This window comes from Pseudomonas sp. GT1P32 (assembly GCF_054897805.1).
On the sequence record NZ_CM142704.1, the window covers coordinates 5,015,278 to 5,038,412 of the forward strand.

Annotated in this window: 20 protein-coding genes; 7 read left to right on the top strand and 13 right to left on the bottom strand. The window is 59.4% G+C overall.

Annotated elements, in window-relative coordinates; genetic code table 11:
* Positions 1 to 34 precede the first annotated feature (34 nt).
* On the top strand, positions 35 to 1,060 hold the full coding sequence (gene tsaD, locus ACYZUC_RS22920; protein ID WP_461990584.1) for a tRNA (adenosine(37)-N6)-threonylcarbamoyltransferase complex transferase subunit TsaD: 1,026 nt from the start codon (positions 35 to 37) through the stop codon (positions 1,058 to 1,060).
* A 23-nt stretch (positions 1,061 to 1,083) separates the two neighbouring features.
* On the opposite strand, the gene plsY is transcribed toward tsaD, so the two are convergent.
* Entirely contained in the window at positions 1,084 to 1,653 is a 570-nt protein-coding gene (gene plsY / locus ACYZUC_RS22925; protein WP_150654008.1) for a glycerol-3-phosphate 1-O-acyltransferase PlsY, read from the bottom strand.
* Between the two features lie 74 nt (positions 1,654 to 1,727).
* Here plsY and folB point away from each other — a divergent pair, with 74 nt between their 5' ends.
* A complete protein-coding gene (gene folB, locus ACYZUC_RS22930) occupies positions 1,728 to 2,084 on the top strand; it encodes a dihydroneopterin aldolase (RefSeq protein ID WP_008027044.1) in 357 nt (118 codons plus the stop codon).
* Positions 2,075 to 2,593 carry a 2-amino-4-hydroxy-6-hydroxymethyldihydropteridine diphosphokinase gene (gene folK, locus ACYZUC_RS22935; protein WP_461990587.1) on the top strand — a complete coding sequence of 173 codons (519 nt, stop codon included), beginning with the start codon at positions 2,075 to 2,077 and terminating at the stop codon, positions 2,591 to 2,593. The genes folB and folK overlap by 10 nt, the downstream gene beginning before the upstream one ends.
* Before the next feature lie 94 nt (positions 2,594 to 2,687).
* On the opposite strand, the gene ACYZUC_RS22940 is transcribed toward folK, so the two are convergent.
* The 11 genes from ACYZUC_RS22940 to ACYZUC_RS22990 form a co-directional block, all read right to left on the bottom strand.
* Positions 2,688 to 3,917 carry a multifunctional CCA addition/repair protein gene (locus tag ACYZUC_RS22940; RefSeq protein ID WP_461990589.1) on the bottom strand — a complete coding sequence of 410 codons (1,230 nt, stop codon included), beginning with the start codon at positions 3,915 to 3,917 and terminating at the stop codon, positions 2,688 to 2,690.
* Positions 3,918 to 3,980: 63 nt separating this feature from the next.
* Complete coding sequence (locus ACYZUC_RS22945) at positions 3,981 to 5,543, bottom strand: SpoVR family protein (RefSeq protein WP_461990591.1); 1,563 nt, start codon at positions 5,541 to 5,543, stop codon at positions 3,981 to 3,983.
* Positions 5,540 to 6,811 (bottom strand): YeaH/YhbH family protein, encoded by a 1,272-nt coding sequence (locus tag ACYZUC_RS22950; protein ID WP_253405181.1) that lies wholly within the window; start codon positions 6,809 to 6,811, stop codon positions 5,540 to 5,542. Before ACYZUC_RS22950 ends, ACYZUC_RS22945 begins: the two co-directional genes overlap by 4 nt.
* Before the next feature lie 204 nt (positions 6,812 to 7,015).
* Positions 7,016 to 8,938, bottom strand: a complete 1,923-nt coding sequence (locus ACYZUC_RS22955) for a PrkA family serine protein kinase (RefSeq protein WP_008027052.1) — start codon at positions 8,936 to 8,938, stop codon at positions 7,016 to 7,018.
* A gap of 296 nt (positions 8,939 to 9,234) precedes the next feature.
* Positions 9,235 to 9,564: a thiosulfate sulfurtransferase GlpE gene (gene glpE / locus ACYZUC_RS22960; RefSeq protein WP_008027054.1), complete on the bottom strand. Its 330-nt coding sequence runs from the start codon at positions 9,562 to 9,564 to the stop codon at positions 9,235 to 9,237.
* A 33-nt stretch (positions 9,565 to 9,597) separates the two neighbouring features.
* The gene (locus ACYZUC_RS22965) at positions 9,598 to 10,482 is read right to left on the bottom strand and encodes a symmetrical bis(5'-nucleosyl)-tetraphosphatase (RefSeq protein ID WP_461990594.1); all 885 of its coding nucleotides are present in this window, start codon (positions 10,480 to 10,482) and stop codon (positions 9,598 to 9,600) included.
* Entirely contained in the window at positions 10,482 to 10,862 is a 381-nt protein-coding gene (gene apaG / locus ACYZUC_RS22970; protein WP_461990596.1) for a Co2+/Mg2+ efflux protein ApaG, read from the bottom strand. The genes ACYZUC_RS22965 and apaG overlap by 1 nt, the downstream gene beginning before the upstream one ends.
* A 123-nt stretch (positions 10,863 to 10,985) precedes the next feature.
* Positions 10,986 to 11,804: a 16S rRNA (adenine(1518)-N(6)/adenine(1519)-N(6))-dimethyltransferase RsmA gene (gene rsmA, locus ACYZUC_RS22975; protein WP_461990598.1), complete on the bottom strand. Its 819-nt coding sequence runs from the start codon at positions 11,802 to 11,804 to the stop codon at positions 10,986 to 10,988.
* Complete coding sequence (pdxA, locus tag ACYZUC_RS22980; protein ID WP_461990600.1) at positions 11,801 to 12,790, bottom strand: 4-hydroxythreonine-4-phosphate dehydrogenase PdxA; 990 nt, start codon at positions 12,788 to 12,790, stop codon at positions 11,801 to 11,803. Before pdxA ends, rsmA begins: the two co-directional genes overlap by 4 nt.
* Positions 12,787 to 14,103, bottom strand: a complete 1,317-nt coding sequence (gene surA, locus ACYZUC_RS22985) for a peptidylprolyl isomerase SurA (RefSeq protein ID WP_192229280.1) — start codon at positions 14,101 to 14,103, stop codon at positions 12,787 to 12,789. The genes pdxA and surA overlap by 4 nt, the downstream gene beginning before the upstream one ends.
* Positions 14,084 to 16,882 carry an LPS-assembly protein LptD gene (locus tag ACYZUC_RS22990; protein WP_461990602.1) on the bottom strand — a complete coding sequence of 933 codons (2,799 nt, stop codon included), beginning with the start codon at positions 16,880 to 16,882 and terminating at the stop codon, positions 14,084 to 14,086. Before ACYZUC_RS22990 ends, surA begins: the two co-directional genes overlap by 20 nt.
* Before the next feature lie 130 nt (positions 16,883 to 17,012).
* On the opposite strand from ACYZUC_RS22990, the gene ACYZUC_RS22995 reads away from it, so the two are divergent.
* The 3 genes from ACYZUC_RS22995 to ACYZUC_RS23005 are packed head-to-tail and all read left to right on the top strand — an operon-like array spanning position 17,013 to position 19,469.
* Positions 17,013 to 18,032 (top strand): aminoglycoside phosphotransferase family protein, encoded by a 1,020-nt coding sequence (locus tag ACYZUC_RS22995; RefSeq protein WP_461990604.1) that lies wholly within the window; start codon positions 17,013 to 17,015, stop codon positions 18,030 to 18,032.
* Positions 18,029 to 18,700, top strand: coding sequence for an N-acetylmuramate alpha-1-phosphate uridylyltransferase MurU (gene murU / locus ACYZUC_RS23000; RefSeq protein WP_461990606.1), 672 nt, complete (start codon positions 18,029 to 18,031; stop codon positions 18,698 to 18,700). The genes ACYZUC_RS22995 and murU overlap by 4 nt, the downstream gene beginning before the upstream one ends.
* A gap of 1 nt (position 18,701) precedes the next feature.
* Positions 18,702 to 19,469 carry a TerB family tellurite resistance protein gene (locus tag ACYZUC_RS23005; RefSeq protein WP_461996748.1) on the top strand — a complete coding sequence of 256 codons (768 nt, stop codon included), beginning with the start codon at positions 18,702 to 18,704 and terminating at the stop codon, positions 19,467 to 19,469.
* Between the two features lie 103 nt (positions 19,470 to 19,572).
* On the opposite strand, the gene ACYZUC_RS23010 is transcribed toward ACYZUC_RS23005, so the two are convergent.
* Complete coding sequence (locus ACYZUC_RS23010; RefSeq protein WP_461990608.1) at positions 19,573 to 20,565, bottom strand: alpha/beta hydrolase family protein; 993 nt, start codon at positions 20,563 to 20,565, stop codon at positions 19,573 to 19,575.
* A 73-nt stretch (positions 20,566 to 20,638) separates the two neighbouring features.
* Here ACYZUC_RS23010 and ACYZUC_RS23015 point away from each other — a divergent pair, with 73 nt between their 5' ends.
* A complete protein-coding gene (locus ACYZUC_RS23015; RefSeq protein WP_461990610.1) occupies positions 20,639 to 23,035 on the top strand; it encodes a PAS domain-containing sensor histidine kinase in 2,397 nt (798 codons plus the stop codon).
* Positions 23,036 to 23,135: the final 100 nt, after the last annotated feature.

Sequence of the window (23,135 nt, forward strand, 5' to 3'; positions counted from 1 at the left end):
GCCTTCGAATTCAGCCTAAACAAGGCGCAAACCCATGCTAGTACTGGGATTAGAAACCTCCTGCGACGAAACCGGTGTCGCATTATATGACAGTGAACGCGGCTTGCTGGCCGACGCGCTGTTCAGCCAGATCGACCTGCATCGCGCCTATGGTGGCGTGGTGCCGGAGCTGGCTTCGCGTGACCACGTCAAACGCATGCTGCCCTTGATTCGTCAGGTGTTGGCCGAGGCAGACTGCGTGCCCACCGAGATCGACGCGATCGCCTATACCGCGGGTCCGGGGCTGGTCGGGGCGCTGCTGGTCGGTGCTTCCTGCGCTCAGGCGCTGGCCTTTGCCTGGGGAATTCCGGCGCTCGGCGTGCACCACATGGAAGGTCATTTGCTGGCGCCGATGCTGGAGTCGCAACCACCGGAATTCCCGTTCGTCGCTTTGTTGGTATCGGGCGGTCATACGCAGCTGGTTCAGGTCGACGGGATCGGTCAATACACGCTCTTGGGCGAAACCCTCGACGATGCTGCCGGTGAAGCCTTCGACAAGACCGCGAAGATGATGGGGCTGAATTATCCGGGCGGTCCGGAAATCGCTCGTCTGGCGGAGCAAGGCGTTGCGGGACGTTTCACTTTTCCGCGTCCGATGTGCGATCGCCCGGGCCTGGCTTTCAGCTTCAGCGGCCTGAAAACCTTTGCCCTGAACACCTGGCAGCAGAGCGTCAGCGCCGGGGACGACAGCGAGCAAGCCCGTTGCGACATCGCGCTGGCGTTCCAGCAGGCCGTGGTGGAGACTTTGACCATCAAGTGCAAGCGTGCCCTGAAACAGGCAGGCATGAAGCGTCTGGTCATCGCAGGAGGCGTCAGCGCCAACAAGGCGCTGCGCTCTTCACTGGAGAAAATGCTCGGCGACATGAAGGGCGACGTGTTTTACGCCCGTCCGGAGTTCTGCACCGACAACGGCGCAATGATTGCGTTTGCCGGCTGCCAGCGCTTGCAGGCCGGTCAGCACGAAAGTCTGGCTATCAGCGTGCAGGCACGCTGGCCGATGGAGCAATTGTCAGGGCTGTGATGAACGGCGCTCACGTCCGGTATTTAAAAATGCCGTTCGCGCCCGGCAAACAGGTCGCGTAGATTGCCCCGATGACGCCAGACGATCAGGCCCGTGAGCGCGCTCATGGGCAGCAAGGCCGCCGGTTCCTGCCAGGCCAGCAGCGGCAGGGTCAGCGGTGTGGCGATCAGCGCGGCGAGTGAGCTGGTGCGGGTCAGGTAGAACGTCAGCAGCCAGGCACAGACCGCCAGCAGGGCTGCTGGCGGGTAAAGCCCCAGTAACATGCCGGCAGCAGTGGCGACACCTTTGCCGCCGCGAAAGCGAAAATACAGCGGGAACAGGTGGCCGATGACGGCGCAAACGCCGATCCAGGCCTGTTCTTGCAGCGAAAGGCCCGCAACACCGGCGATCAGCACCGGCAACAGCCCTTTGCAGAGGTCGCCGATCAAGGTCAGGATGGCGAGTTTCTTGCCGGCCAGACGCAACATGTTGGTGGCGCCGGCATTGCCCGAGCCACTCATTCGCGGATCGGGGTTACCGGTCAGGCGGCTGAGCAAAATGGCGAAGGACAGAGAGCCAAGCAGGTAGGCGAGAGTCGCCAGTAACCAAAACATGCTAACTATTCCGGGCGAGGACGCCCTGATTCTAACGGCGCATTGCGCCCTTGTCGTGCAGCGGAGAAAAGTGCTTGGACAGAGTGTTTATCGAGGGCCTGGAAGTCGACACCGTGATCGGTGCCTACGACTGGGAGCGAGGCATCCGACAGTGCTTGCGTCTTGATCTGAGTTTCGCCTGGGACAACCGTCCGGCTGCGGCCGGTGATGACCTGACCCTGGCGCTCGATTACGCGAGCGTTTCGTCGCGCATCCAGGCCTTTGCCGAGCAAGCGCAATTCCAGTTGGTCGAGACCTTTGCCGAACGTCTGGTTGAAGTGCTGATGAGCGAGTTCAACATCACCTGGATGCGTCTCAAACTGACCAAGCCAGGTGCCGTCCCGGCGGCCACCGGTGGTGTGGGCGTGGAGATCGAGCGCGGATGTCGCTGACTCAGGTGTACCTCGGGCTCGGTAGCAATATCGAGCGCGAAACCCATTTGCAGGCTGGCCTGGAAGCCCTGGCGGGTTTTCTGGTGGATATAAGATGCTCGGCGGTGTTTGAAAGCCAGCCGGTGGGGATCAAGAGCGGGCCGTTCTTCAATTTCGTGGTCTCGGCTTACACCGATTTGCCGCTGATAGAACTGGACCGCCGACTGAAATTCATCGAGGCGGACAATGGTCGCTATGCGCCGGACCGCAAGGGTTTGCCACTGGATATCGACGTTTTACTGTTCGGTGATCTGGTGGGCAACTTCGACGGATTGATTCTGCCGCGGGCAGAGATCCTGAAAAATGCCTTCGTATTGTGGCCGTTGTCGCTCATTGCGCCGGATCGTGTGCATCCGGGCGTAGGCAAAAGCTTTGCGACGTTGTGGGGCGAAGCGCAGATTGATCAGGTGTTGGCGCCAGTGGCGTTTGAGTGGCGCGGGGAGCAGCTGACGCCTTCGAATTTGTTGTGAGGCGGATGACGTCATCGCGAGCAGGCTCGCTCCCACACTGAGCTGTATGAGCACCATAGATCCAATGTGGGAGCGAGCCTGCTCGCGATGCTTTTCAGGCAGACGCCGCTTCTTTGTAGGCTTTCAAAGCCTTGAGCCGCTCACGCTTGATCGCCTCACCCAACTCCGGCCCCTTGAATCCCTTTTCCAACAACGGCTGTACCGCCACGCTGCGGGCTGCATTCGCCGCCCCGCGCAAATAATCGGCCTGTGGATAACTTCTCTGCTCCAGCCCTTTGCGCCCGCGCGCGTCCATTTCACACGCCGCGATAAACTCCTCAAACCGCTGCGGACGACGATAGACGTCAAAACTCTGCAACAGCTCCAGCAACGTCGAGGGCTTTAGCTCCAAGGCGCGATGGCCATGGGTGTGATACTGCCCCACCAGCAAAGCCAGTTCCTGGCAGTCTTTCGGTGCCTTGTAGCGTTCATTGACCGCTTTGATCAGCTTCAGGCCAGTGTGTTCGTGGGCGATGTGCCGCGGCCAGTCTTCTTTCGGCGTCAGTCCTTTGCCCAGGTCATGCAGCAGGCAGGCCCAGCGCACAGTCAGTGGTTGTTTGTGCTGCGCTGATTGCTCAAGCACGCTCAAGGTGTGCACGCCCGTGTCGATTTCCGGGTGATGAGCTTCCGGTTGCGGTACGCCGAACAGCGCATCGACCTCCGGCATCAGCACCTTGAGAGCGCCGCACTCGCGCAGCACTTCGATAAACACATGAGGCTGATCTTCCAGCAGTGCGCGGGAAATTTCTTTCCAGCTGCGTTCGGCGGTCAATGCCTCCAATTCGCCCGACTCGCTGAGTTGGCGCATCAGCTCCAGCGTTTCCGGTGCGACGGTGAAGCCCAATTCCGCATAACGAGCGGCAAAGCGCGCAACACGCAAAACACGGAGCGGATCTTCGGCGAATGCGGGGGAAACGTGACGCAGAACGCGAGCTTCGAGATCGCGTTGGCCATGGTACGGGTCGGTCAGATTCTGTTGATCGTCTTCAGCCATGGCGTTGATCGTCAGGTCGCGACGAATCAGGTCTTCTTCGAGGGTGACTTCGGGGCTGGCGTGAAAGGTAAAACCGCCGTAACCGCGTCCGCTTTTGCGTTCAGTCCGGGCGAGGGCATATTCCTCACCACTTTTTGGATGAAGAAACACCGGAAAGTCCGCGCCCACCGGGCGATAGCCCTTGGCGAGCATTTCTTCCGTAGTGGCGCCGACCACGACCCAGTCGATATCGGTGACAGGTTTGCCCAGCAGGCGATCGCGTACCGCACCGCCGACTTTATAAATCCGCATAAAAAACCTCCGTTAGCCCGACAGAATAACCGTTGCGTCGAGCTTGCGGAGGCACGAACAGGATCAAAGATGAATGACGGCCAGGTCCAGCCGGCCGTATTCGCCTTCGCTGTGTTCGCTTCTGGGCGGTACGTGGTGGGTTTTCATCACCTGATCCCCTTGCAGGGTTTCCAGGTGAATGTCGAAGCCCCAGAGGCGGTGCAAGTGTTTAAGCACTTCCTCGGTGGACTCGCCCAGCGGTTTGCGATCGTGTTGCTGGTGACGCAGGGTCAGGGAGCGGTCTCCGCGGCGGTCGATGCTGTAGATCTGGATGTTGGGTTCGCGATTGCCCAGGTTGTACTGCGCGGCCAGGGTTTCCCGGATGGTGCGGTAGCCATCTTCGTCGTGGATGGCTGGCACCAGCAGGTCGTCCTTCTGATCATCATCGAGAATGCTGAACAATTTCAGGTCGCGGATCACCTTCGGTGACAGGTACTGCAGGATGAAGCTTTCATCCTTGAAGCTGCTCATCGCGAACTTGATGGACGACAACCAGTCGGTGCCGGCAATTTCCGGGAACCAGCGGTAATCTTCTTCGGTGGGTGATTCACACATGCGCCGGATATCCCGATACATGGCAAACCCCAGGGTGTAGGGGTTGATACCGTTGTAGTAAGGGCTGTCGAACCCTGGCTGATAAACAACGCTGGTGTGTGATGTGAGGAACTCCATCATGAAGCCATCGGTCACCAGGCCTTCGTCGTACAGGTCGTTCATCAGGGTGTAATGCCAGAACGTGGCCCAGCCTTCGTTCATCACCTGAGTCTGGCGTTGCGGGTAGAAATACTGCGCGATCTTGCGCACGATCCGCACGATCTCCCGCTGCCAGGGCTCCAGCAGCGGCGCGTGTTTTTCGATGAAGTACAGGATGTTTTCCTGAGGTTCGGCGGGGAAGCGTGCGTTGTCCCGGTCGCTGTACTTGTCCGCGCCTTTCGGAATGGTGCGCCACAGATCGTTGATCTGTTTCTGCAAATGCTCCTCCCGGTCCTTTTGCCGACGACGTTCTTCCTCGGCGGAAATCGGGTAAGGGCGTTTGTAGCGGTCAACCCCGTAGTTCATCAGCGCATGGCAGGAGTCCAGCAGGTCTTCCACCGCGTCGATGCCGTGGCGCTCTTCGCACTGCATGATGTACTGCTTGGCGAACACCAGGTAATCGATGATCGAGCTGGCGTCGGTCCAGGTGCGAAACAGGTAGTTGCCTTTGAAGAAGCTGTTGTGCCCGTAGCAGGCGTGGGCCACCACCAGTGCCTGCATGCAGATGGTGTTTTCTTCCATCAGGTAGGCGATGCAGGGGTCCGAGTTGATTACGATTTCGTAGGCCAGGCCCATCTGCCCGCGAGAGTAGGATTTTTCGGTGCTGAGGAAGTGTTTACCGTAGGACCAATGGTGATAACCCAGCGGCATTCCGACGGAGGCGTAGGCGTCCATCATCTGCTCCGCCGTGATCACTTCGATCTGGTTGGGGTAGGTGTCGAGCGCATAGCGAGCCGCGATACGACTGATTTCGCGGTCGTAGGCCTGGATCAGCTCGAACGTCCATTCGGAGCCGGTGGAAATGGGTTGGCGCTTCTGCTCTTTGGCGGTCATGTCACTAACCTGCGCTGGAAGAGTTCACGGAAGACCGGATAGATATCCCCGGCCGAGACCAGTTGTTGCTGGGCAAAGGTGTCAGAAAAGGCTTCGGCGATGCGCTCGTACTCGAACCACAGGGCCTGATGTTCGCGCGGGGTGATCTCAACGTAAGTGTAGTACTGCACGAACGGCATGATCTGGTTGATCAGAATGTCGCGGCAGATCGGCGAGTCGTCATTCCAGTTATCGCCGTCGGAAGCCTGGGCGGCGTAGATATTCCACTCGTTGCTCGGATAGCGTTCGGCCATGATCTCCTGCATCAGTTTCAACGCACTGGAAACGATGGTGCCGCCGGTTTCGCGGGAATAGAAGAATTCTTCCTCATCCACTTCCCGGGCACTGGTGTGGTGGCGGATGAAAACCACGTCAATCTTGTCGTAGTTACGCTTGAGGAACAGGTACAGCAGGATAAAGAAACGCTTGGCGATGTCCTTGGTCGCCTGGGTCATGGAACCGGACACGTCCATCAGGCAGAACATCACCGCCTTCGAACTGGGGTTGGGTTGCTTGACCAGCAGGTTGTACTTGAGGTCGAAGGTGTCGAGGAACGGTATGCGATGAATGCGCGCACTGAGTTTTTCTATTTCCGCCTCGATTTCCTGAATATCGCCGAAGTTGTCCGGTTCTTCCTGCTTGAGTCGCAGCAATTCCTCTTTGGCTTCGCGCAGTTTCGCCCGGCTGCTGCCGGACAGGGCGATTCGTCGGGCGTGGGCCGAGCGCAAGGTGCGGATGATGTTGATCCGCGACGGGTTGCCTTCGTTGCTGATGCCTGCACGAACGGTTTTGAAGGTGTCGGTGCCGGTCAGGTTGCGCTTGACCAGATTGGGCAGTTCCAGGTCCTCGAACATGAACTCGAGGAACTCTTCCTGGGTGATCTGGAAGACAAACTCGTCCATGCCTTCACCCGAGTTGCCAGCCTTGCCGGGGCCTCTGCCGCCGCCGCCTCCGGGTGGACGGGCGATGTGCTCGCCGCTGGTGAACTCTTTGTTGCCGGGGTGCACGACGGTCTGTTTGCCCCCGCGACCGTGGTGAAGCACCGGCTCGTCGATGTCGCGGCCGGGAATGCTGATCTGTTCGCCGTGTTCCATGTCGGTGATGGAGCGCCGGCTGACCGCCTCTTCGACAGCCTTTTTGATGTGATCACGGTAACGCCGCAGAAACCGCTGACGGTTCACCGTGCTCTTGTTCTTGCCATTGAGACGTCGGTCGATCACATAGCTCATGACTGCTCCTTAGAAGCTGTCCTGAAAGGGGCGAGCGGTGATGCAGCATCGGACCGAGTGCCAAGGGGTATTCAACGCTCCCCCAAGCGCTTTGGATGCTGCCTGAACTCGCTACCGACTTTCGAACACCTTCCAAAGGCCTGTGTAACAGAAATTGCGTACACAGGCCTCTGGCTGACGACAACCGGTCTGACCGGCAGCGGGTTATTGTGATTTTCTGACCCGCAGGTACCACTCGGACAGCAGTCGTACCTGTTTGTCGGTGTAGCCCCGCTCGACCATCCGTGTGACGAAGTCGTTGTGTTTCTGCTGGTCCTCTTTGCTCGCCTTGGCATTGAAGCTGATGACGGGCAGGAGGTCCTCGGTGTTGGAGAACATTTTCTTCTCGATGACCACCCGCAGTTTTTCGTAGCTGAGCCAGGTCGGGTTTTTGCCGTTGTTGTTGGCACGGGCGCGCAGCACGAAGTTGACGATTTCGTTGCGGAAATCCTTTGGATTGCTGATACCGGCCGGTTTTTCGATTTTCTCCAGTTCTTCGTTCAGCGCCACGCGATTGAGGATCTCGCCGGTTTCCGGGTCGCGGTATTCCTGGTCCTGGATCCAGAAGTCGGCGTACAGCACGTAGCGATCGAAGATGTTCTGGCCGTACTCGCTGTACGACTCGAGGTAGGCAGTCTGGATTTCCTTGCCGATGAACTCGATATAACGCGGCGCCAGGTACTCCTTGAGGAAGCGCAGGTAGCGTTCGCGGGTTTCAGCCTGGAATTGTTCCTGTTCGATCTGTTGTTCCAGCACGTAGAGCAAATGCACCGGGTTGGCGGCGATTTCGTGCGGATCGAAGTTGAAGACCTTCGACAGAATCTTGAACGCGAAACGGGTCGACAGACCGTTCATGCCTTCGTCGACACCGGCATTGTCGCGGTATTCCTGGATCGACTTGGCCTTTGGATCGGTGTCCTTGAGGTTTTCACCGTCGTAGACCCGCATCTTGGAGTAGATGTTCGAGTTTTCCGGCTCCTTGAGGCGCGAGAGTACGGTGAACTGGGCGAGCATCTTCAGCGTGTCCGGTGCGCAATGCGCCTTGGCCAGGGAGCTGTTGAACAAGAGTTTGTCGTAGATCTTCACTTCGTCGCTGACCCGCAGGCAGTACGGCACTTTGACGATGTAGATCCGGTCGATGAAGGCTTCGTTGTTCTTGTTGTTGCGGAAGGTGTGCCATTCCGATTCGTTGGAGTGGGCCAGCAGGATCCCGGTAAACGGAATCGCCCCCAGACCTTCGGTGCTGTTGTAGTTGCCTTCCTGGGTGGCGGTCAGCAATGGGTGCAGCACCTTGATCGGTGCCTTGAACATTTCGACGAATTCCATCAGGCCCTGGTTGGCCCGGCACAGTGCGCCCGAATAGCTGTAGGCGTCGGCGTCGTTTTGCGGGAATTCTTCCAGTTTGCGGATATCGACCTTGCCCACCAGCGCCGAGATGTCCTGGTTGTTTTCGTCTCCCGGCTCGGTTTTGGCCACGGCGATCTGGTTGAGGATCGACGGATAGAGCTTCACTACTCGGAACTGGCTGATGTCACCGCCGAACTCGGCCAGACGTTTGGTGGCCCATGGCGACATGATGGTGTTGAGATAGCGCCGCGGAATGCCGAAGTCTTCTTCGAGGATCGCGCCATCTTCGGTGGCGTTGAACAGACCCAGGGGAGATTCGAAAACCGGCGAGCCTTTGATCGCGTAGAAAGGCACCTTCTCGATAAGCTGTTTCAGCTTCTCGGCCAGGGACGATTTACCGCCGCCGACGGGGCCGAGCAGATAGAGGATTTGTTTTTTCTCTTCCAGGCCCTGAGCGGCATGGCGGAAATACGAGACGATCTGGTCGATGCATTCTTCCATCCCGTGGAAGTCTTCAAAGGCCGGATAGCGGCGGATCACCTTGTTGGAAAAGATTCGCGAAAGCCTCGAGTTGGTCGAGGTGTCGAGCAGCTCCGGTTCTCCGATGGCCAGCAACAGACGCTCGGCGGCGGAAACGTAGGCGCTGCGGTCCTTTTTGCACAGCTCCAGGTACTCTTGCAGTGAGAGTTCTTCCTGGCGTGTGGACTCGAAGCGTTGTTGGAAGTGGCTAAAGATACTCATGACGTCACCTCGCTCGATACGTGGAGCCGACGCCGGATCAGTCAGTCGATGCTGGCAGCGACCGGATATGCAGTCGCTGTTTACCCCCCAGAACCCTTTCAAAGCGTACCGCCCCGAAAGCTACTCCCGATGACCCGCGCGCCGGTGTACCGGCTCTCCCCTGTTTTGGATGGCCTGCGCTTAAGGATAGTTGCTTATTCGGGAGGTAAAGGCGAGATACGTAATTAGTTGTGGCAGACCGTTCGTCTGCCACCGCGCGAGCCCGCGGCAGCCGGGGCTTGCACGTTACAAAAAAATTATTCGGAAGTGCCTTGCGCGGTTTCCGAAGGATAAGTCGTACGCCACAGCTCAAAACCGCCGTCCATGCTGTAGACATCGGAGAAACCCTGGCTGATCAGGTAGGCCGCTGCGCCCTGGCTGGAATTGCCGTGATAGCAGACCACCACCGTCGGTGCGTCCAGGTCCGCGCCCTGAATGAAAGCATGCAGGGAATGGTTGTCCAGATGCTTCGAGCCGCTGATGTGCAGCGCGGCAAATGTTGCCGGGTCTCGAACATCGACCACCACTGCGCCTTGTTCACGCAGGGCCTGGGCCTGTTCTGGGGGGATACGTTTGAATTCGCTCATGGCGGGCTCCTGTGGCTCGGCTGAAAGCGCAGTCTAGCGCTGGGCGCCGGCTGACGTTTGTTCGGAAATAGGGGAGGCGACTGACGGCAGGAAGGTGTGGCCATGCTCGTCGCATTTGCACTGCAGGCGCTCAAGTGTGTCGACGTTCATCAGGGTCATCGAACCGCCCCAGACGCAACCGGTGTCGAGGGCGAAGATGCCTGGCTCGTTGCACTGGCCTTCGAGCGCTGCCCAGTGGCCGAAGATGATCTTCACGTCCCTGGTCTTGCGCTCCTTGTAAGTGAACCACGGCGCATACCCCGGCAGTGCGGTGTCGACACCTTCCTTGCCCTTGAGGTCGAGTTTGCCTTCGCTGGTGCAGAAACGCATGCGGGTGAAATAGTTGGTGATCACGCGCAGGCGGGTCACGCCTTTGAGATCGCCGTCCCATTTCAGCGGTTCGTTGCCGTACATGCCGTCGAGATAAGGCGCGAAGCGATTGTCGTCGCGCAGGGCCTCTTCGACTTCGGCAGCGCACTTCAGGGCTTTGCGCAGCGACCATTGCGGGGGTATACCGGCGTGGACGAGGGCGATGTTGCGCTGCTCGTCGTAATGCATGAGCTTTTGCTGGCGCACCCATTCCAGCAGTTCCACACGATCCGGTGCTTCGAGAATCTCGCGCAGGGTGTCGGCTTTCTTCAGGCGTTCGATGTTATGCCCGGCGGCCAGCAGATGAAGATCGTGGTTGCCGAGCACGCACACCAGTGATTCGCGAATGCTATAGAGGAAGCGCAAGGTTTCCAGCGACTGCGGGCCACGGTTGACCAGATCGCCCACCAGCCACAGTTTGTCCCGGGCAGGGTCGAAGGCAACTTGCTTGAGCAGGCATTTCAACGGTTCGAGGCAACCTTGCAGGTCGCCAACGGCATACGTCGCCATCAGTGCAGGGCTCCGGGCACCGCCAGGCGGAATGGAGCGATGATGGCGTCGAAGTGTTTGCCGTCATCGGCAATCATTTGATAGCTGCCTTGCATGTTGCCGACCTTGGTCGTCATCACCGTGCCGCTGCTATAGGTATGGCTCTCGCCTGCCTTGATCAACGGCTGTTGGCCAACCACGCCGGCACCGCGAACCTCCTCGACATGCCCGTCACCATCGGTGATCACCCAGTGCCGCGACAACAGCTTGGCCGGTAATTCGCCATTGTTGTGCACGGTGATGGTGTAAGCGAAGGCAAAGCGGTTTTGCTCGGGTTGCGATTGTTCTGCCAGATAACGGGTGACGACGCTGACGTCGACCTGATAACGAGGATCGGACATTCAAGAGGCCTTAAAAACGAAGCGGGACGCGGGGCGTAGCTGATGGAACTCAGTCTAGGCCAAGTATCGGGTAGTAAACCAGACATGAGGGCTGGTGTCCTACCCGATAACGCTTGTTGCCTGTCAGTCGGCGGCAGGCTTCTGTAGGACTTGTTCGCTGAGCTTGTCGGCCAAGCGTACGAAGGCGGCCAGATCGAGCTGCTCCGGGCGCAGGCTGCCGTCGACACCGGCGGCGGTGATTTCGTCGTTGCTCAGCAGCAACTTGAGGGTGTTGCGCAGGGTCTTGCGGCGCTGGTTGAAGGCTTCGCGCACGACGCGCTCCAGCAAGCGGTGATCCTTGGCCGGGTGCGGCAGTACGGCGTGAGGCACCAGGCGCACGATGGCAGAATCGACTTTCGGCGGCGGGTTGAATGCGCCGGGGCCAACGTTGAACAGGTGCTCTACACGACAATGGTACTGAACCATGATCGACAGACGACCCCAGTCACCGCCGCCAGGGCCTGCCGCCAGACGCTCGACCACTTCTTTCTGCAGCATGAAGTGCATGTCGCGAATGATGCTCGCGTTATGCAGCAGGTGGAAAATCAGCGGTGTGGAGATGTTGTACGGCAGGTTGCCCACCACGCGCAGGCTGTTCGGGGCGGCGTTCAGGCTGTTGAAGTCGAACTTCAGCGCATCGCCCTGGTGCAGGTTGAAATTGCTCTTGCCGGCGAACTGCTGGTTGAGGATCGGGATCAGGTCTTTATCCAGCTCTACTACGTCCAGCTGGGCACCGCTGTTCAGCAGGCCTTGGGTCAGCGCGCCCTGGCCCGGACCGATTTCCAGCAGGCGGTCTTCGGGTTTGGCATGGATGGAGCGCAGGATGCGGTCGATAACGCCGGCATCGTGCAGGAAATTCTGGCCAAAGCGTTTGCGCGCCTTGTGTTGGTAATGCTCGGTCATAAACGGGTCTCGGCCATCTGGTAGGCGGTTTCCAGGGCGACTTGCAGGCTGCCGGTGTCGATGTTGCCGCTGCCGGCCAGGTCCAGGGCAGTGCCGTGGTCGACCGACGTGCGGATGATCGGCAAGCCGAGGGTCACGTTGACTGCTGCGCCGAAGCCTTTGTATTTCAGCACGGGCAAGCCCTGGTCGTGGTACATCGCCAGCACCGCGTCGCAGTGCTCCAGATATTTGGGGGTAAACAGAGTGTCGGCGGGCAGGGGACCGCGAAGGTCCATGCCTTCGCCACGCAGGCGCTCTAATGTAGGTTCGATGATGTCGATTTCTTCATGGCCCAGGTGTCCACCTTCGCCGGCATGGGGATTGAGCCCGCACACCAGGATACGCGGCTGGGCGATGCCGAATTTTTGTTGCAGGTCGGCATGCAGAATCCGCGTGACCCGCTCAAGACGCTCCGGTGTGATTGCATCGGCAATCTCGCGAAGGGGCAGGTGAGTGGTGACCAGCGCCACGCGCAATCCGCGGGTCGCAAGCATCATCACCACTTGGGCGGTTTGCGTCAGGTCGGCGAGAAATTCTGTATGCCCGGAAAAGGCGATACCCGATTCGTTGATCACGCCCTTGTGCACAGGGGCCGTGATCATGCCGGCGAAGTGCCCGTCCAGGCAGCCCTGACCAGCGCGGGTCAGGGTTTCCAGTACGAAAGCGGCATTGGCTTTGTCGAGCTGACCGGCAGTCACCGGCGCATTGAGCGGTGTATCCCAGACATACAGGCTGTTGGCTGGCGCGGGGACATCCGGCCAGCTGTCCGGGGTCACCGGCAGCAAATCAACGACCACGCCCAACTGCGCGGCCCGCTCAAGGAGCAGGTCGCGGCTGGTAATGGCAATCAGGGGATGTGGCTGGGCTTGCGAGGCGACCAGCAGGCAAAGGTCAGGACCTATGCCGGCCGGTTCGCCGGGTGTCAGCGCGAAACGTTGGGGTTTCACTGCGCTGCCTGGTCTGCACCAGGGAGTTTGATCTCTACATACGCTTCGTCACGGATCTGACGCAGCCAGGTTTGCAGCTCTTCGTCGTATTTGCGGTTACGCAGTACGGTCATTGCTTGCTGCTCACGGGCCTGGGTGGTGCTGTCAGTGGCGCGACGGCCAAGGACTTCCAGGACGTGCCAGCCATATTGGGTCTGGAACGGCTTGGACAGCTGACCTTGCGGGGTCTTGGCCATCACTTCGCGGAACTCGGGCACCAATGCATTCGGGTCGATCCAGTTCAGGTCGCCGCCGTTGAGGGCGGAACCCGGGTCTTCCGAGAAGCTTTTCGCCAGTTCGCCGAAATCTTCGCCCGATTCGATACGGGTGTAGAGCGACTGGGCCAGAGCCTTGGTTTTTGCTTCGTCGCGGATCGGGCTAGGTTTGACCAGGATATGACGCACGTGTACTTCGTCGCGCGTCTGGGTCTCGCCGCCACGCTTGTCGAGGATCTTCAGGATGATGAAGCCACCCGGCGTACGCATCGGCTGGGTTACATCGCCGACTGACATGGTGCTCAGCATGCGATCGAACGGAGGTGGCAATTGAGCGGCTTTACGCCAGCCCATGTCGCCGCCTTCCAGTGCGGTTTCGCTGGCGGATTTGGCGATTGCCAACTGAGCGAAGTCAGCGCCTTGCTTGAGCTGCTGGTAAACCGCGTCGGCCTGTTTGGCAGCACTCTGAATCGCATCGGAATTAGCGCTTTCCGGTGTAGGAATCAGGATGTTGGCCAAGCGGAACTCTTCGGACAGCTGCATTTTGCCAAGGTCGGAAGCGAGGAAGTTCTTCACTTCCTGCTCGGACACTTGAATGCGCTCAGCCACACGGCGTTGACGCACGCGGCTGATGATCATTTCACGACGAATCTGCTCGCGAGCGTCTTCATAAGACAGGCCATCGCGAGTCAGGGCCGCGCGGAACTGATCGATCGACATGTTATTGCGCTGGGCAATGGTGCCGACCGCCTGGTTCAGTTCTTCATCGGTGATGCGAATGCCGGAGCGTTCGCCGATCTGCAGTTGCAGGTTTTCGACGATCAGGCGCTCAAGCACCTGCTGGTCCAGCACGCTGGCCGGTGGCGCAGCAGAACCGCGTTTGGCGATGGTTTGCTGAACTTCATGAACACGTTGGTCCAGCTGGCTCTGCATGACCACATCGTTATCGACAATGGCCACCACTTTATCGATGGACTGTACCGCGGCATTCGCCGCAGTACCCAGGAACAGCGCGCCCAGCATCAGCGGGCGCAGACAATCAGAAAGCTTGGTCTTCACGTTCACGATAACCTTGGATGCCTTTGTCGAGGAAGCTCTCTACTTTTTGGCCAACAACGCCGCCGAGACCTTTCAGAACGATTTGGAGGAAGATGCCATGGTCGCCTTTTTCGTTTTGCGGAGCTTCCTGACTGAATTCGTCATAGGAAACCCAGTAACGGTTGATCAGGCGCAGTTTCCAGCAGCAGTTGTCGTACTCGAAACCACCGAAGGCTTCCAGGGTACGGTTCTGGTTGTAGTCATACTGCCAGCGGCTGATGGCGTTCCATTGCGGCACGATCGGCCAGATCACCGAGAAATCGTGCTGTTGGATCTTGTAGTAGTCCTTCACGTAACCCGGGGTGCCCGGCGTGCCGTAGTCACCACCGCCCACCGACCATTGACCGGTGTTCTGGTCGTAACGGACCTGGTCATTGCGATAGCGATAGCCGGCGTTGATGACCTTGTTCGGGTTGTCTTCAGGCTGGTAGTGGAACATCGCACTGCCCGAGCGAGGGCTGTGGCTGTCCGGATCCCAGTTGTAATCGGCGGTTGTGCGCCAATCGCGGTTCCAGCGGTATTCGTACTCCAGTGCATACGGGGATACATTGGATTGCGCATCGTCGCGGGTTTTTGCGTCGATACCCGGCAACTGGACTTCGCGATCCTTGAAGTACAAGGCCTGGCCGACGCTGATGCGTTGACGTTCAAAGCCGTTTTCTTCGATCCAGCGGCTGGTCACGCCCAGCGACAGTTTGTTCTCGTCGCCGACGCGGTCGGAGCCCGAGAAGCGGTTGTCGCGGAACAGCGACGCGTAGTTGAAGGTGTACTCGCCGGTGTCGAAAACCGGGATGTCCTTCTGGTCTTCTTCAGGGACATACAGGTAGAACAGGCGCGGTTCCAGGGTCTGGCGATAGTTCTTGCCGAACCAGGTGGTGTTGCGATCGAAATACAGGCCGCTGTCGACGCTGGCGATCGGGACGCCGCGGTTTTGCGAGCTGCCGAACGACTCGCCAAGCGCCGAAGCGTTATTGCGGTTCGTCAGGAGATCGTTTTTACCGGTGCCATCGAGATCCAGGTCGTACTGGGTGTATTGATATTTGAGCGATGGCTTGACGAAGCCATACGTCCAGTCCAGCGGCAGGCTTACGCCTGGCTTGAGGTTCAGACGATTACCGTTGGCACGAGCCAGACCCGCCACGTTGGTGTCCAGACGAGGCGACAGGTTGCCGTCTTCATCGGAGAACGAGCCTGTTTTCAGGTCGCGCTCGAATCGCACGATTTCTGTTTCGTAGTCGAAATTCAAACCGTTCGGGTGCGTTGGCAGCTGACCGTTGAAGGTGAGCTGTGGCAGGCGGTCGTACGGTGTGATGTTCGCTACGGTCGCCAGCTGATAGGCCTGGGCATTGAGGCGTGCAACGTAGCTGTCGCCACGATAGCTGACAGAGCCCTGCTGGTTCACGTAATCGGACGACTTCACGCCAAGCTGGTCGGTCTGCAGATCCTGGAAGTAATACGGATCGCTGATCTTGGTGTAGTCGACCTGCGTGAATACCCGCGAGTCGAGACCACCCTTGTGCTGCCAGTTGTACATGTAGCGGGTTTTTTCGTAATCCGTTTGACGCTTGCGATCGTCGTTCTCGTCGTTGAGGTACGCGGCGCCGAACTGACCTTCGGTGGACTTGGTCAGGTAACGGAACTCGCCTTCCATCAACAGGCCGCGCTTGCTCATGTAGCGCGGGTACAACGTGGCGTCGTAGTTCGGTGCCAGGTTGAAGTAGTACGGGGTGACCAACAGGAAGCCGGTATCGCTGCCGCTGCCAATGGTTGGCGGCAGGAAGCCGGACTGACGACGGTCATCGATCGGGAAGTAGATGTACGGCGTGTACAGAACCGGAATGTCCTTGACCCGCAGTGTCACGTTGGTCGCGGTACCGAAACCGGTCGCCGGGTTCAAGGTGATGTTGTTGCCCTTGAGCTGCCAGGCGTTGCTGTTCGGTTCGCACGTGGTGTACGTACCATCCTTGAGGCGGATGATCGCGTTTTCGGCACGCTTGGCGTACAGCGCGTTACCGCGGACACGGGATTTGTGCATCACGTATTCGGCGTTGTCGACCTTGGCCTCACCAGTGTCGAGCTGCACTTCGGCGTGGTCGCCGACGATCAGCGCGCCGTTGTCGCGAATGCGCACGTTGCCGTCCAGCTCGCCACGGCTCTCGGCCTGGTACAGGTTCGCTTCGTCGGCTTCGGCCTGCATGCTGCCCTGACGCAGGACCACGTCACCGGCCAGGGTAGCGATCTGTTCATCCTGCTTGTAGCGAGAAGCCTTGGCACCGACAAACGTCGGGGCGTCACTTTTATTCGTCTTGTCATTCATGCCAGGACGAATCGGTTCGATATAGGAACCAGAGCAGTAAGGACCGGTTTCGGCCAATTGCGCTGCAGTGAGATTCTCACGCGGAACCCAGTCGAGGTGACTGTAGTCTGCGCTACGGGACTTGAGGGCGCGACCTTTGGATTCGGTGACCAGCACAGGCTTGGTGCCGGTGTCTTCACTGGCGCCGCTTTCGGCTGGTGCTTCACCGGTCGCGGAGACTGCGCTGCCCTCATGGATGGGACGCGGTGGCAAAGCAGCCGCCGACGTCTTGGGCGCACAGTTCCAGGCACCCGAAGCAGAGACTGAGCAGTCATACTGTTCCGCGGCGACCACGAACGAAGTGGCTAGAGGTTGCAGGGCCAGCAGACTGCCGGTGACCAACAACGGAAATTTTTTACGAAACGCGGGGGATTTCAATGCCATCTTATTAGTCCGGGCTTCCTGCGTGCCATCTGCCCGCGGTGTGGGCCGCACGCCTCTCGATGGTCTGAAAAAGATGCTGGATAATAAAGCATGACCCGCTTGACGGCTAGCGCCGTCGGAGACCCTTGCAATGCCTGACCAAGATGTACGTTTGCAACACCTGAAAGTTTGGCTCGATGAGCAGTTGGCGATCCTCTTTGCAGAGCAGAGTTGGGGCGCCGTACCCCCGGCCACGTTGACCGCGGCCAGCAGTGATGCGAGTTTTCGGCGCTATTTCCGTTGGGAAGGTGGCGGCAAAAGTTTCGTCGTAATGGACGCGCCGCCGCCCCAGGAAAACTGCAAACCCTTCGTGGATATCGCTTTTTTGCTGGCGAAATCCGGAATAAATGTGCCGAAAATTTATGCCGAAGACCTCGAACGCGGGTTTCTTTTGCTCAATGACCTGGGCAACAAGACCTATCTGGACGTTATCGACAGCGAAAATGCCGACGATTTGTTCAAGGATGCCTTGCAGGCTCTGTTGGCTTTTCAGCAGTTGCCGATGGTTGCTCCGCTGCCGAGTTATGACGTGGCGCTGTTGCGTCGCGAGCTGGAATTGTTCCCCGAGTGGTTTGTGAAGCGTGAGTTGGGCATCGAGTTCGACGCTGCGCAGCAAATGCTCTGGCAGAACGTGACGGAGTTGCTGATCGACAGCGCCCTGGCGCAGCCGAAAGTCCTGGTGCATCGCGACTACATGCCGCGCAACCTGATGCTCAGCGAGCCGAATCCCGGCGTACTGGATTTCCAGGATGCGGTCTATGGCCCGGTGACCTATGACGTGACCTGCCTGTTCAAGGACGCGTTCCTGAGCTGGCCCGAGGAGCGAGTGCGCGGTTGGCTGCAAGATTACTGGCAGCAGGCGGGCGCCCTCGGCATTCCCGTCCAGCCAGACTTCGAAGACTTCCTGCGCGCCAGCGACCTGATGGGCGTGCAGCGTCACCTGAAAGTCATCGGTATCTTCGCCCGCATCTGCCATCGCGATGGCAAGCCGCGTTACCTCGCCGACGTGCCGCGCTTCTTTGCTTATATAGAAGCAGTGATCGCCCGCCGTCCTGAACTGGCGGAGCTGGATGTGTTGTTGCTGAGTCTGCGTGCTGGAGCGAATGCATGAAGGCAATGATTCTGGCTGCGGGTAAAGGCGAGCGCATGCGCCCGCTGACCCTGACCACGCCAAAACCGCTGGTCCGCGCTGGCGGGGTGCCGCTGATCGAGTATCACCTGCGCGCGCTGGCCGCTGCCGGGTTTACCGAAATCGTGATCAACCATGCCTGGCTGGGACAGCAGATCGAAGACTATCTGGGCGATGGTTCGCGTTATGGCGTGAGCATCCAGTACTCGCCCGAAGGTGAACCGCTGGAGACCGGTGGCGGGATTTTTCGCGCATTGCCATTGTTGGGTGATGAGGCGTTTGTGGTGGTCAACGGTGATATCTGGACCGACTATGACTTCAGCGTCTTGCATCAACCCATCAGTGGCCTGGCGCATCTGGTGTTGGCGGATAACCCGAGCCACCACCCGGCAGGCGATTTCACGCTGGTCGACGGGCAAGTGCACGACGGTCAGGCAGATTCGCCGACCCTGACTTACAGCGGCATTGCAGTGTTGCATCCGCAGCTGTTCGACGGGCACACCGCCGGGGCATTCAAGCTTGCACCGCTGCTGCGCACGGCCATGGCCGCCGGACAAGTTTCGGGTGAGCGGCTGAGCGGGCGGTGGGTGGATGTCGGAACTCACGAGCGTCTGGCGGAAGTTGAAACTCTGATTGAAGCGAGTCGCTGAGATGCTGTGGCCAGGGACTCTGATTGGAGCCGGAGCGGGCTTTGCCATTGCCAGCATTCCGGGGGCCATGCTCGGCGCTTTGTTGGGGCAGGCGCTGGATCGGCACCTGCAATTGCATACGTGGGGACATTTGCGTGAAAAGCTCGGTGGCAGGCCGGTGCTGCGCAACGATGAGCTGCTGTTCGTGTTACTGGGACGGCTGGCCAAATGCGATGGGCGAGTGGTAGACGGGCATATCCAGCAGGCACGCCAGGAAATGCAGGCACTGGACATGACCGAGCCGGCCAAGCGTCGGGCGATTGCCGCGTTCAACCGCGGCAAGTCGGGCCGTGACCGGTTGCGCGGTTATCTGCGACGCTTGAGTGAGCAACCCCATGCGGCGGAAGGCGTATTGCGCGCCTGTTGGCGAATGGTCTGGGCCGATGGTCGCGCCGGGCAAGCCGAGCGCGAACTGATTCGGCAATGGGGTAAATGGCTGGGCTGGACGTCGTATCAGGTGCAGGCGCTGGCGTCTGACTATGAGCCGCATAAGCGATCATCGGCCGGCACTGCCATCACTTATCAGGAAGCGTTGTCGCTGTTGGGTGTGTCCGCCACCACCGAACCGGCGCAGATCAAACGCGCCTATCGGCGCCTGCTGAGTCGTCATCATCCGGACAAAATTGCCGGCAGCGGTGCGACGGCGTTGCAGGTGCGCGAGGCGACGGACAAGACGCGCGAATTGCATAACGCCTATACGTTGATTCGTCAGCGGCGGGATTTCAAGTGATGCGTCGTCAGTGATGACGCCTTCGCGGGCAAGCCTCGCTCCTACAGGTACGATGAAATCCTGTAGGAGCGAGGCTTGCCCGCGAAGGGCGCGACTCGGTCTATCAGTCCGCCGCAGCCTGAGGATTCAACCAGCCCCGCACCCGGCGAACCAACTGCTCTTGCTCTGCTTTCGAGTCACCCGGCAACGCCTTGAGCGATACCTGACTGAACGTCGAACCCTTCAAACGCTTGCTGGCCTGCAAGCGCTCCAGTGCCGCGTTGCGGTCCAGCGGCTTGTCCTTATAGAAGATGTCGGCGGTGGGCAGTTTTAGTGTCGGCGTCAATTCAGCCAGGCCAGGTTTCGCTGCCACGGGCGTCTGCGCAGCGACCATCGCGAACTTCTCGACTTGCGAGGGCTGCCTCTCGCTCAGATAACGCGCAGCCCAGTAAGCGCCGGTGCCATGACCCAGCACCACGATACTGCGAGCGCTCTGCTGTTCGGCGTAGGCAACAGCCGCATCGATGCGTGCGAAAATTCGTTCGGCGTCGGCTTTGACCTGTTCATCGCTGGTTTCAGCAATGGCCTTGTCAGCCACTTCCGCTTCACCGCCCGCCGCCTGCTCGATGGGCGCCGCCGTGGTCGAGTCCTTGCTGCCGGCATCAGGTGCTTTGGGCGATGGCGTTACTTCAACGATACGTGGCGCAATGGCATCGCTTTGCACGTCTGGCAAGGTGATACTCAGGCTGCTCCACTCGGCGTCCGGCAATTGGCGCCGCAACGGGCCGATTGCCTGCGGCCAGTCAACGGTTTCGCCCGCGCCCGGGATGATAATCACCGCACCCTTGGGGTCAGCGGTATTGGCCGGTTTCCACAAGGCCAGAAACGTGTCGCTGCCGGCCTGGAGTTGTTGCTGTTCCTGAGCGGGAATTTTTCGCTCAAGTGCTGCCGCTTCTTCCTGACTACGCTCAAGCAGCGGCTGACGTTCGACCGGTTTTTCGCCTGCGGATTTTTCCGCGGCAGCCGGTGCCGGGTCTGCGGCCTCGACGGAAAAGGCGCAAGGCAGGATCAGCGACAGGCACAATGCTGGCAGTGCCAGGCGGTAGACAGGGGGCATCGGATATTCCAGGCCAGAAGTGGTTCCGGCAGCCTAATGGGTTGGTCAGTATTTGTCAGTGTGTGAGACTTCAATGATGCGTTTTTGCTGCCTGTGGGTTATCGGCTGTTTGTGGTTTCCCTTGATGGGCTGGGCGGCGCCTGCGCCACCGGCGCACGTCGCGCAGTTGTCTGCGAGCCAGCAACAATGGATGGCGCAGCATGATGAGTTGCGCGTCGGACTGGTGTTGCAAGTGCCCTATGCGCAATACGATCGCCGCTTGCAGCGGCTGTCCGGGGTTAACGTCGAGCTGATGAAATGGCTGGCAAAAGCGCTCAAGGTCGAACTGAGCTGGCGTAACTATCCCGACCTTGCGCAACTGGAAGCCGCCGCGCGCGAAGGTGAAATCGACATCGCCCCGGGATTGGCGCAAACCCCTGGCGGTCTGCGCCTGTGGCAGTTTTCCGATCCATACATGCGGGTGCCACAACTGGTGGTCAGCGACCAGAAGGGCGCCGGCGTGGTCGAACTGGAAAAACTCGACAGCCAGACCCGCGTCGCCGTACGCATGCCCAGCGCCACCGCCGATTACCTGCGCAGCAATTACCCGCACTTGAATCTCCAGGGCGTGCCGATCGAGCGTCAGGCACTGCAACTGTTGTTGAGTCAGCAGGCCAGTTATGCCGTGGTCGACGAAGCGCAATTGGGACGTTTGTCTGTCGAACCGGAGTTTGCCGGGTTGGTGGTGGTCGGTGATATTGGCTTGCCGCAACTGCTGCGGGTGGCTACACGGCGGGACTGGCCGGAACTCGCCGGCATTATCGAAAGCGCGCTGCGGGCGATCCCCGCCAAGGACCTGGAGCAACTGCACAATCAATGGCTGCAACCCAAGTACCCGCGACTGACTGAGTCACCGGGTTTCTGGCAGAACCTCTGTCTGCTGTTTGCAGTGTTGATGTTGAGCTGCATGGCGATCGTGGCCTGGCAGCGTCGGCAGCAACACAGTCTTGAGCAACGGTTGTTGGTAGCACGGGAAGACATTGCCTTGCGTGCCGCCAGCGAAGAAGCGTTGCGCCTCACCCAGTTTTCCATCGACCAGAGCACCGTCGGCATTCTCTGGGTCAACTGGGACAGCCATGTGCGCTATGCCAACCGCGCCGCCGAAACCATGCTCGGCTATCCGTCGGGCGGCATCATCGATCGGCCGTTGATCGACTTCGAACCCGGTCTGCACATGGACCGCTGGCTGAACCTTTGGAAACGCGCCCGCGCCAGTGAAGAAGGGCCGCTCAGCTTTGAAACCAATTGCCTGCGAGCCGATGGCAGCATTCTGCCGACGGATGTTTCGTTGAGCTTCCTGCGTTTTCGCGATGGTGAATATCTGGTGGTCTACCTCAACGACGTCACCGAGCGTCGCCGTGCGCTGGCCGCGTTGCAGGAGAGCGAGGCGCGCTTGCAAGGGATTGCCGCGAACGTGCCTGGATTGGTCTTTCGCCTGGAGCGGGCACCGATGACAGGGCAGATCGACTTTGCCTACATCAGTGAGGGCAGCGAGAGCCTGGTGGGTTACTCGCCGGCGACCCTGGCTCATCGTGACAAAGGCCTGCGCAGCCTGGTGCATCCAGACGACAAGGCCAGTTACCACCAGACGCAGGATCATGCGTTGGACACTGACAGTGACTGGTCGTGGCAAGGGCGGATTCTCACGCGCCAGGGCGATCAGCGCTGGGCCGAGATCAAGGCGATTACGCGGCAGCTGGAAGACGGCACCTATGTCTGGGACGGCATCGTCTGGGACATCAGCGAGAGCAAACGCATCGAGCTGGAACTGGCCAGCTCCCGTGAGCAATTGCGTGAATTGTCCGCACACCTGGAGAGCGTGCGAGAAGAGGAAAAGGCGCGTATCGCCCGGGAAGTTCACGACGAGTTGGGTCAGATGTTGACCGTGCTGAAACTGGAAACGTCCATGTGCGAACTGGCCTACGCCCAGCTCGACCCAGGTCTGAATGAACGTTTGAACAGCATGAAGCGCTTGATCGCTCAGCTGTTCCAACTGGTGCGCGATGTGGCCACGGCGTTGCGGCCACCGATTCTCGATGCCGGGATTGCTTCGGCCATCGAATGGCAGGCCCGGCGTTTCGAGGCGCGCACGCAGATTCCGTGTCTGGTGCAAGTGCCGGAGAACTTGCCGGTGCTCAGCGATGCCAAGGCGATCGGCTTGTTCCGGATCCTTCAGGAAGCGCTGACCAATGTCATGCGGCATGCCCAGGCGCATACTGTTGAACTGACATTGACGCTTGAGGGCGACGAGTTGTGTCTGACTGTCAGCGATGATGGCGTAGGATTTGTCGCCGCTACTGGCCGGCCAACATCCTTTGGGGTTGTGGGCATGCGCGAGCGGGTGTTGATCATGGGCGGGCAGTTGTCGCTTGAAAGTGAGCCGGGGGAGGGCACGACCTTGAGTGTGCGCGTACCGTTGGATGAAGCCTGAAGAATTTGTGTTGGTTTTACTGACGCCTTCGCGAGCAGGCTCGCTCCCACATTTGGATCTGTGGCGTTCACAAAATCCCTGTGGGAGCGAGCCTGCTCGC

What these genes read in the sequence shown, in the direction of transcription:
- tsaD (WP_461990584.1), top strand. Translation starts at nt 35, where the DNA reads ATGCTAGTACTGGGATTAGAAACCTCCTGCGACGAAACCGGTGTCGCA.
- plsY (WP_150654008.1), bottom strand. Translation starts at nt 1,653, where the DNA reads ATGTTTTGGTTACTGGCGACTCTCGCCTACCTGCTTGGCTCTCTGTCC.
- folK (WP_461990587.1), top strand. Translation starts at nt 2,075, where the DNA reads ATGTCGCTGACTCAGGTGTACCTCGGGCTCGGTAGCAATATCGAGCGC.
- ACYZUC_RS22940 (WP_461990589.1), bottom strand. Translation starts at nt 3,917, where the DNA reads ATGCGGATTTATAAAGTCGGCGGTGCGGTACGCGATCGCCTGCTGGGC.
- ACYZUC_RS22945 (WP_461990591.1), bottom strand. Translation starts at nt 5,543, where the DNA reads ATGACCGCCAAAGAGCAGAAGCGCCAACCCATTTCCACCGGCTCCGAA.
- ACYZUC_RS22950 (WP_253405181.1), bottom strand. Translation starts at nt 6,811, where the DNA reads ATGAGCTATGTGATCGACCGACGTCTCAATGGCAAGAACAAGAGCACG.
- ACYZUC_RS22955 (WP_008027052.1), bottom strand. Translation starts at nt 8,938, where the DNA reads ATGAGTATCTTTAGCCACTTCCAACAACGCTTCGAGTCCACACGCCAG.
- glpE (WP_008027054.1), bottom strand. Translation starts at nt 9,564, where the DNA reads ATGAGCGAATTCAAACGTATCCCCCCAGAACAGGCCCAGGCCCTGCGT.
- ACYZUC_RS22965 (WP_461990594.1), bottom strand. Translation starts at nt 10,482, where the DNA reads ATGGCGACGTATGCCGTTGGCGACCTGCAAGGTTGCCTCGAACCGTTG.
- apaG (WP_461990596.1), bottom strand. Translation starts at nt 10,862, where the DNA reads ATGTCCGATCCTCGTTATCAGGTCGACGTCAGCGTCGTCACCCGTTAT.
- rsmA (WP_461990598.1), bottom strand. Translation starts at nt 11,804, where the DNA reads ATGACCGAGCATTACCAACACAAGGCGCGCAAACGCTTTGGCCAGAAT.
- ACYZUC_RS22990 (WP_461990602.1), bottom strand. Translation starts at nt 16,882, where the DNA reads ATGGCATTGAAATCCCCCGCGTTTCGTAAAAAATTTCCGTTGTTGGTC.
- ACYZUC_RS22995 (WP_461990604.1), top strand. Translation starts at nt 17,013, where the DNA reads ATGCCTGACCAAGATGTACGTTTGCAACACCTGAAAGTTTGGCTCGAT.
- murU (WP_461990606.1), top strand. Translation starts at nt 18,029, where the DNA reads ATGAAGGCAATGATTCTGGCTGCGGGTAAAGGCGAGCGCATGCGCCCG.
- ACYZUC_RS23005 (WP_461996748.1), top strand. Translation starts at nt 18,702, where the DNA reads ATGCTGTGGCCAGGGACTCTGATTGGAGCCGGAGCGGGCTTTGCCATT.
- ACYZUC_RS23010 (WP_461990608.1), bottom strand. Translation starts at nt 20,565, where the DNA reads ATGCCCCCTGTCTACCGCCTGGCACTGCCAGCATTGTGCCTGTCGCTG.
- ACYZUC_RS23015 (WP_461990610.1), top strand. Translation starts at nt 20,639, where the DNA reads ATGATGCGTTTTTGCTGCCTGTGGGTTATCGGCTGTTTGTGGTTTCCC.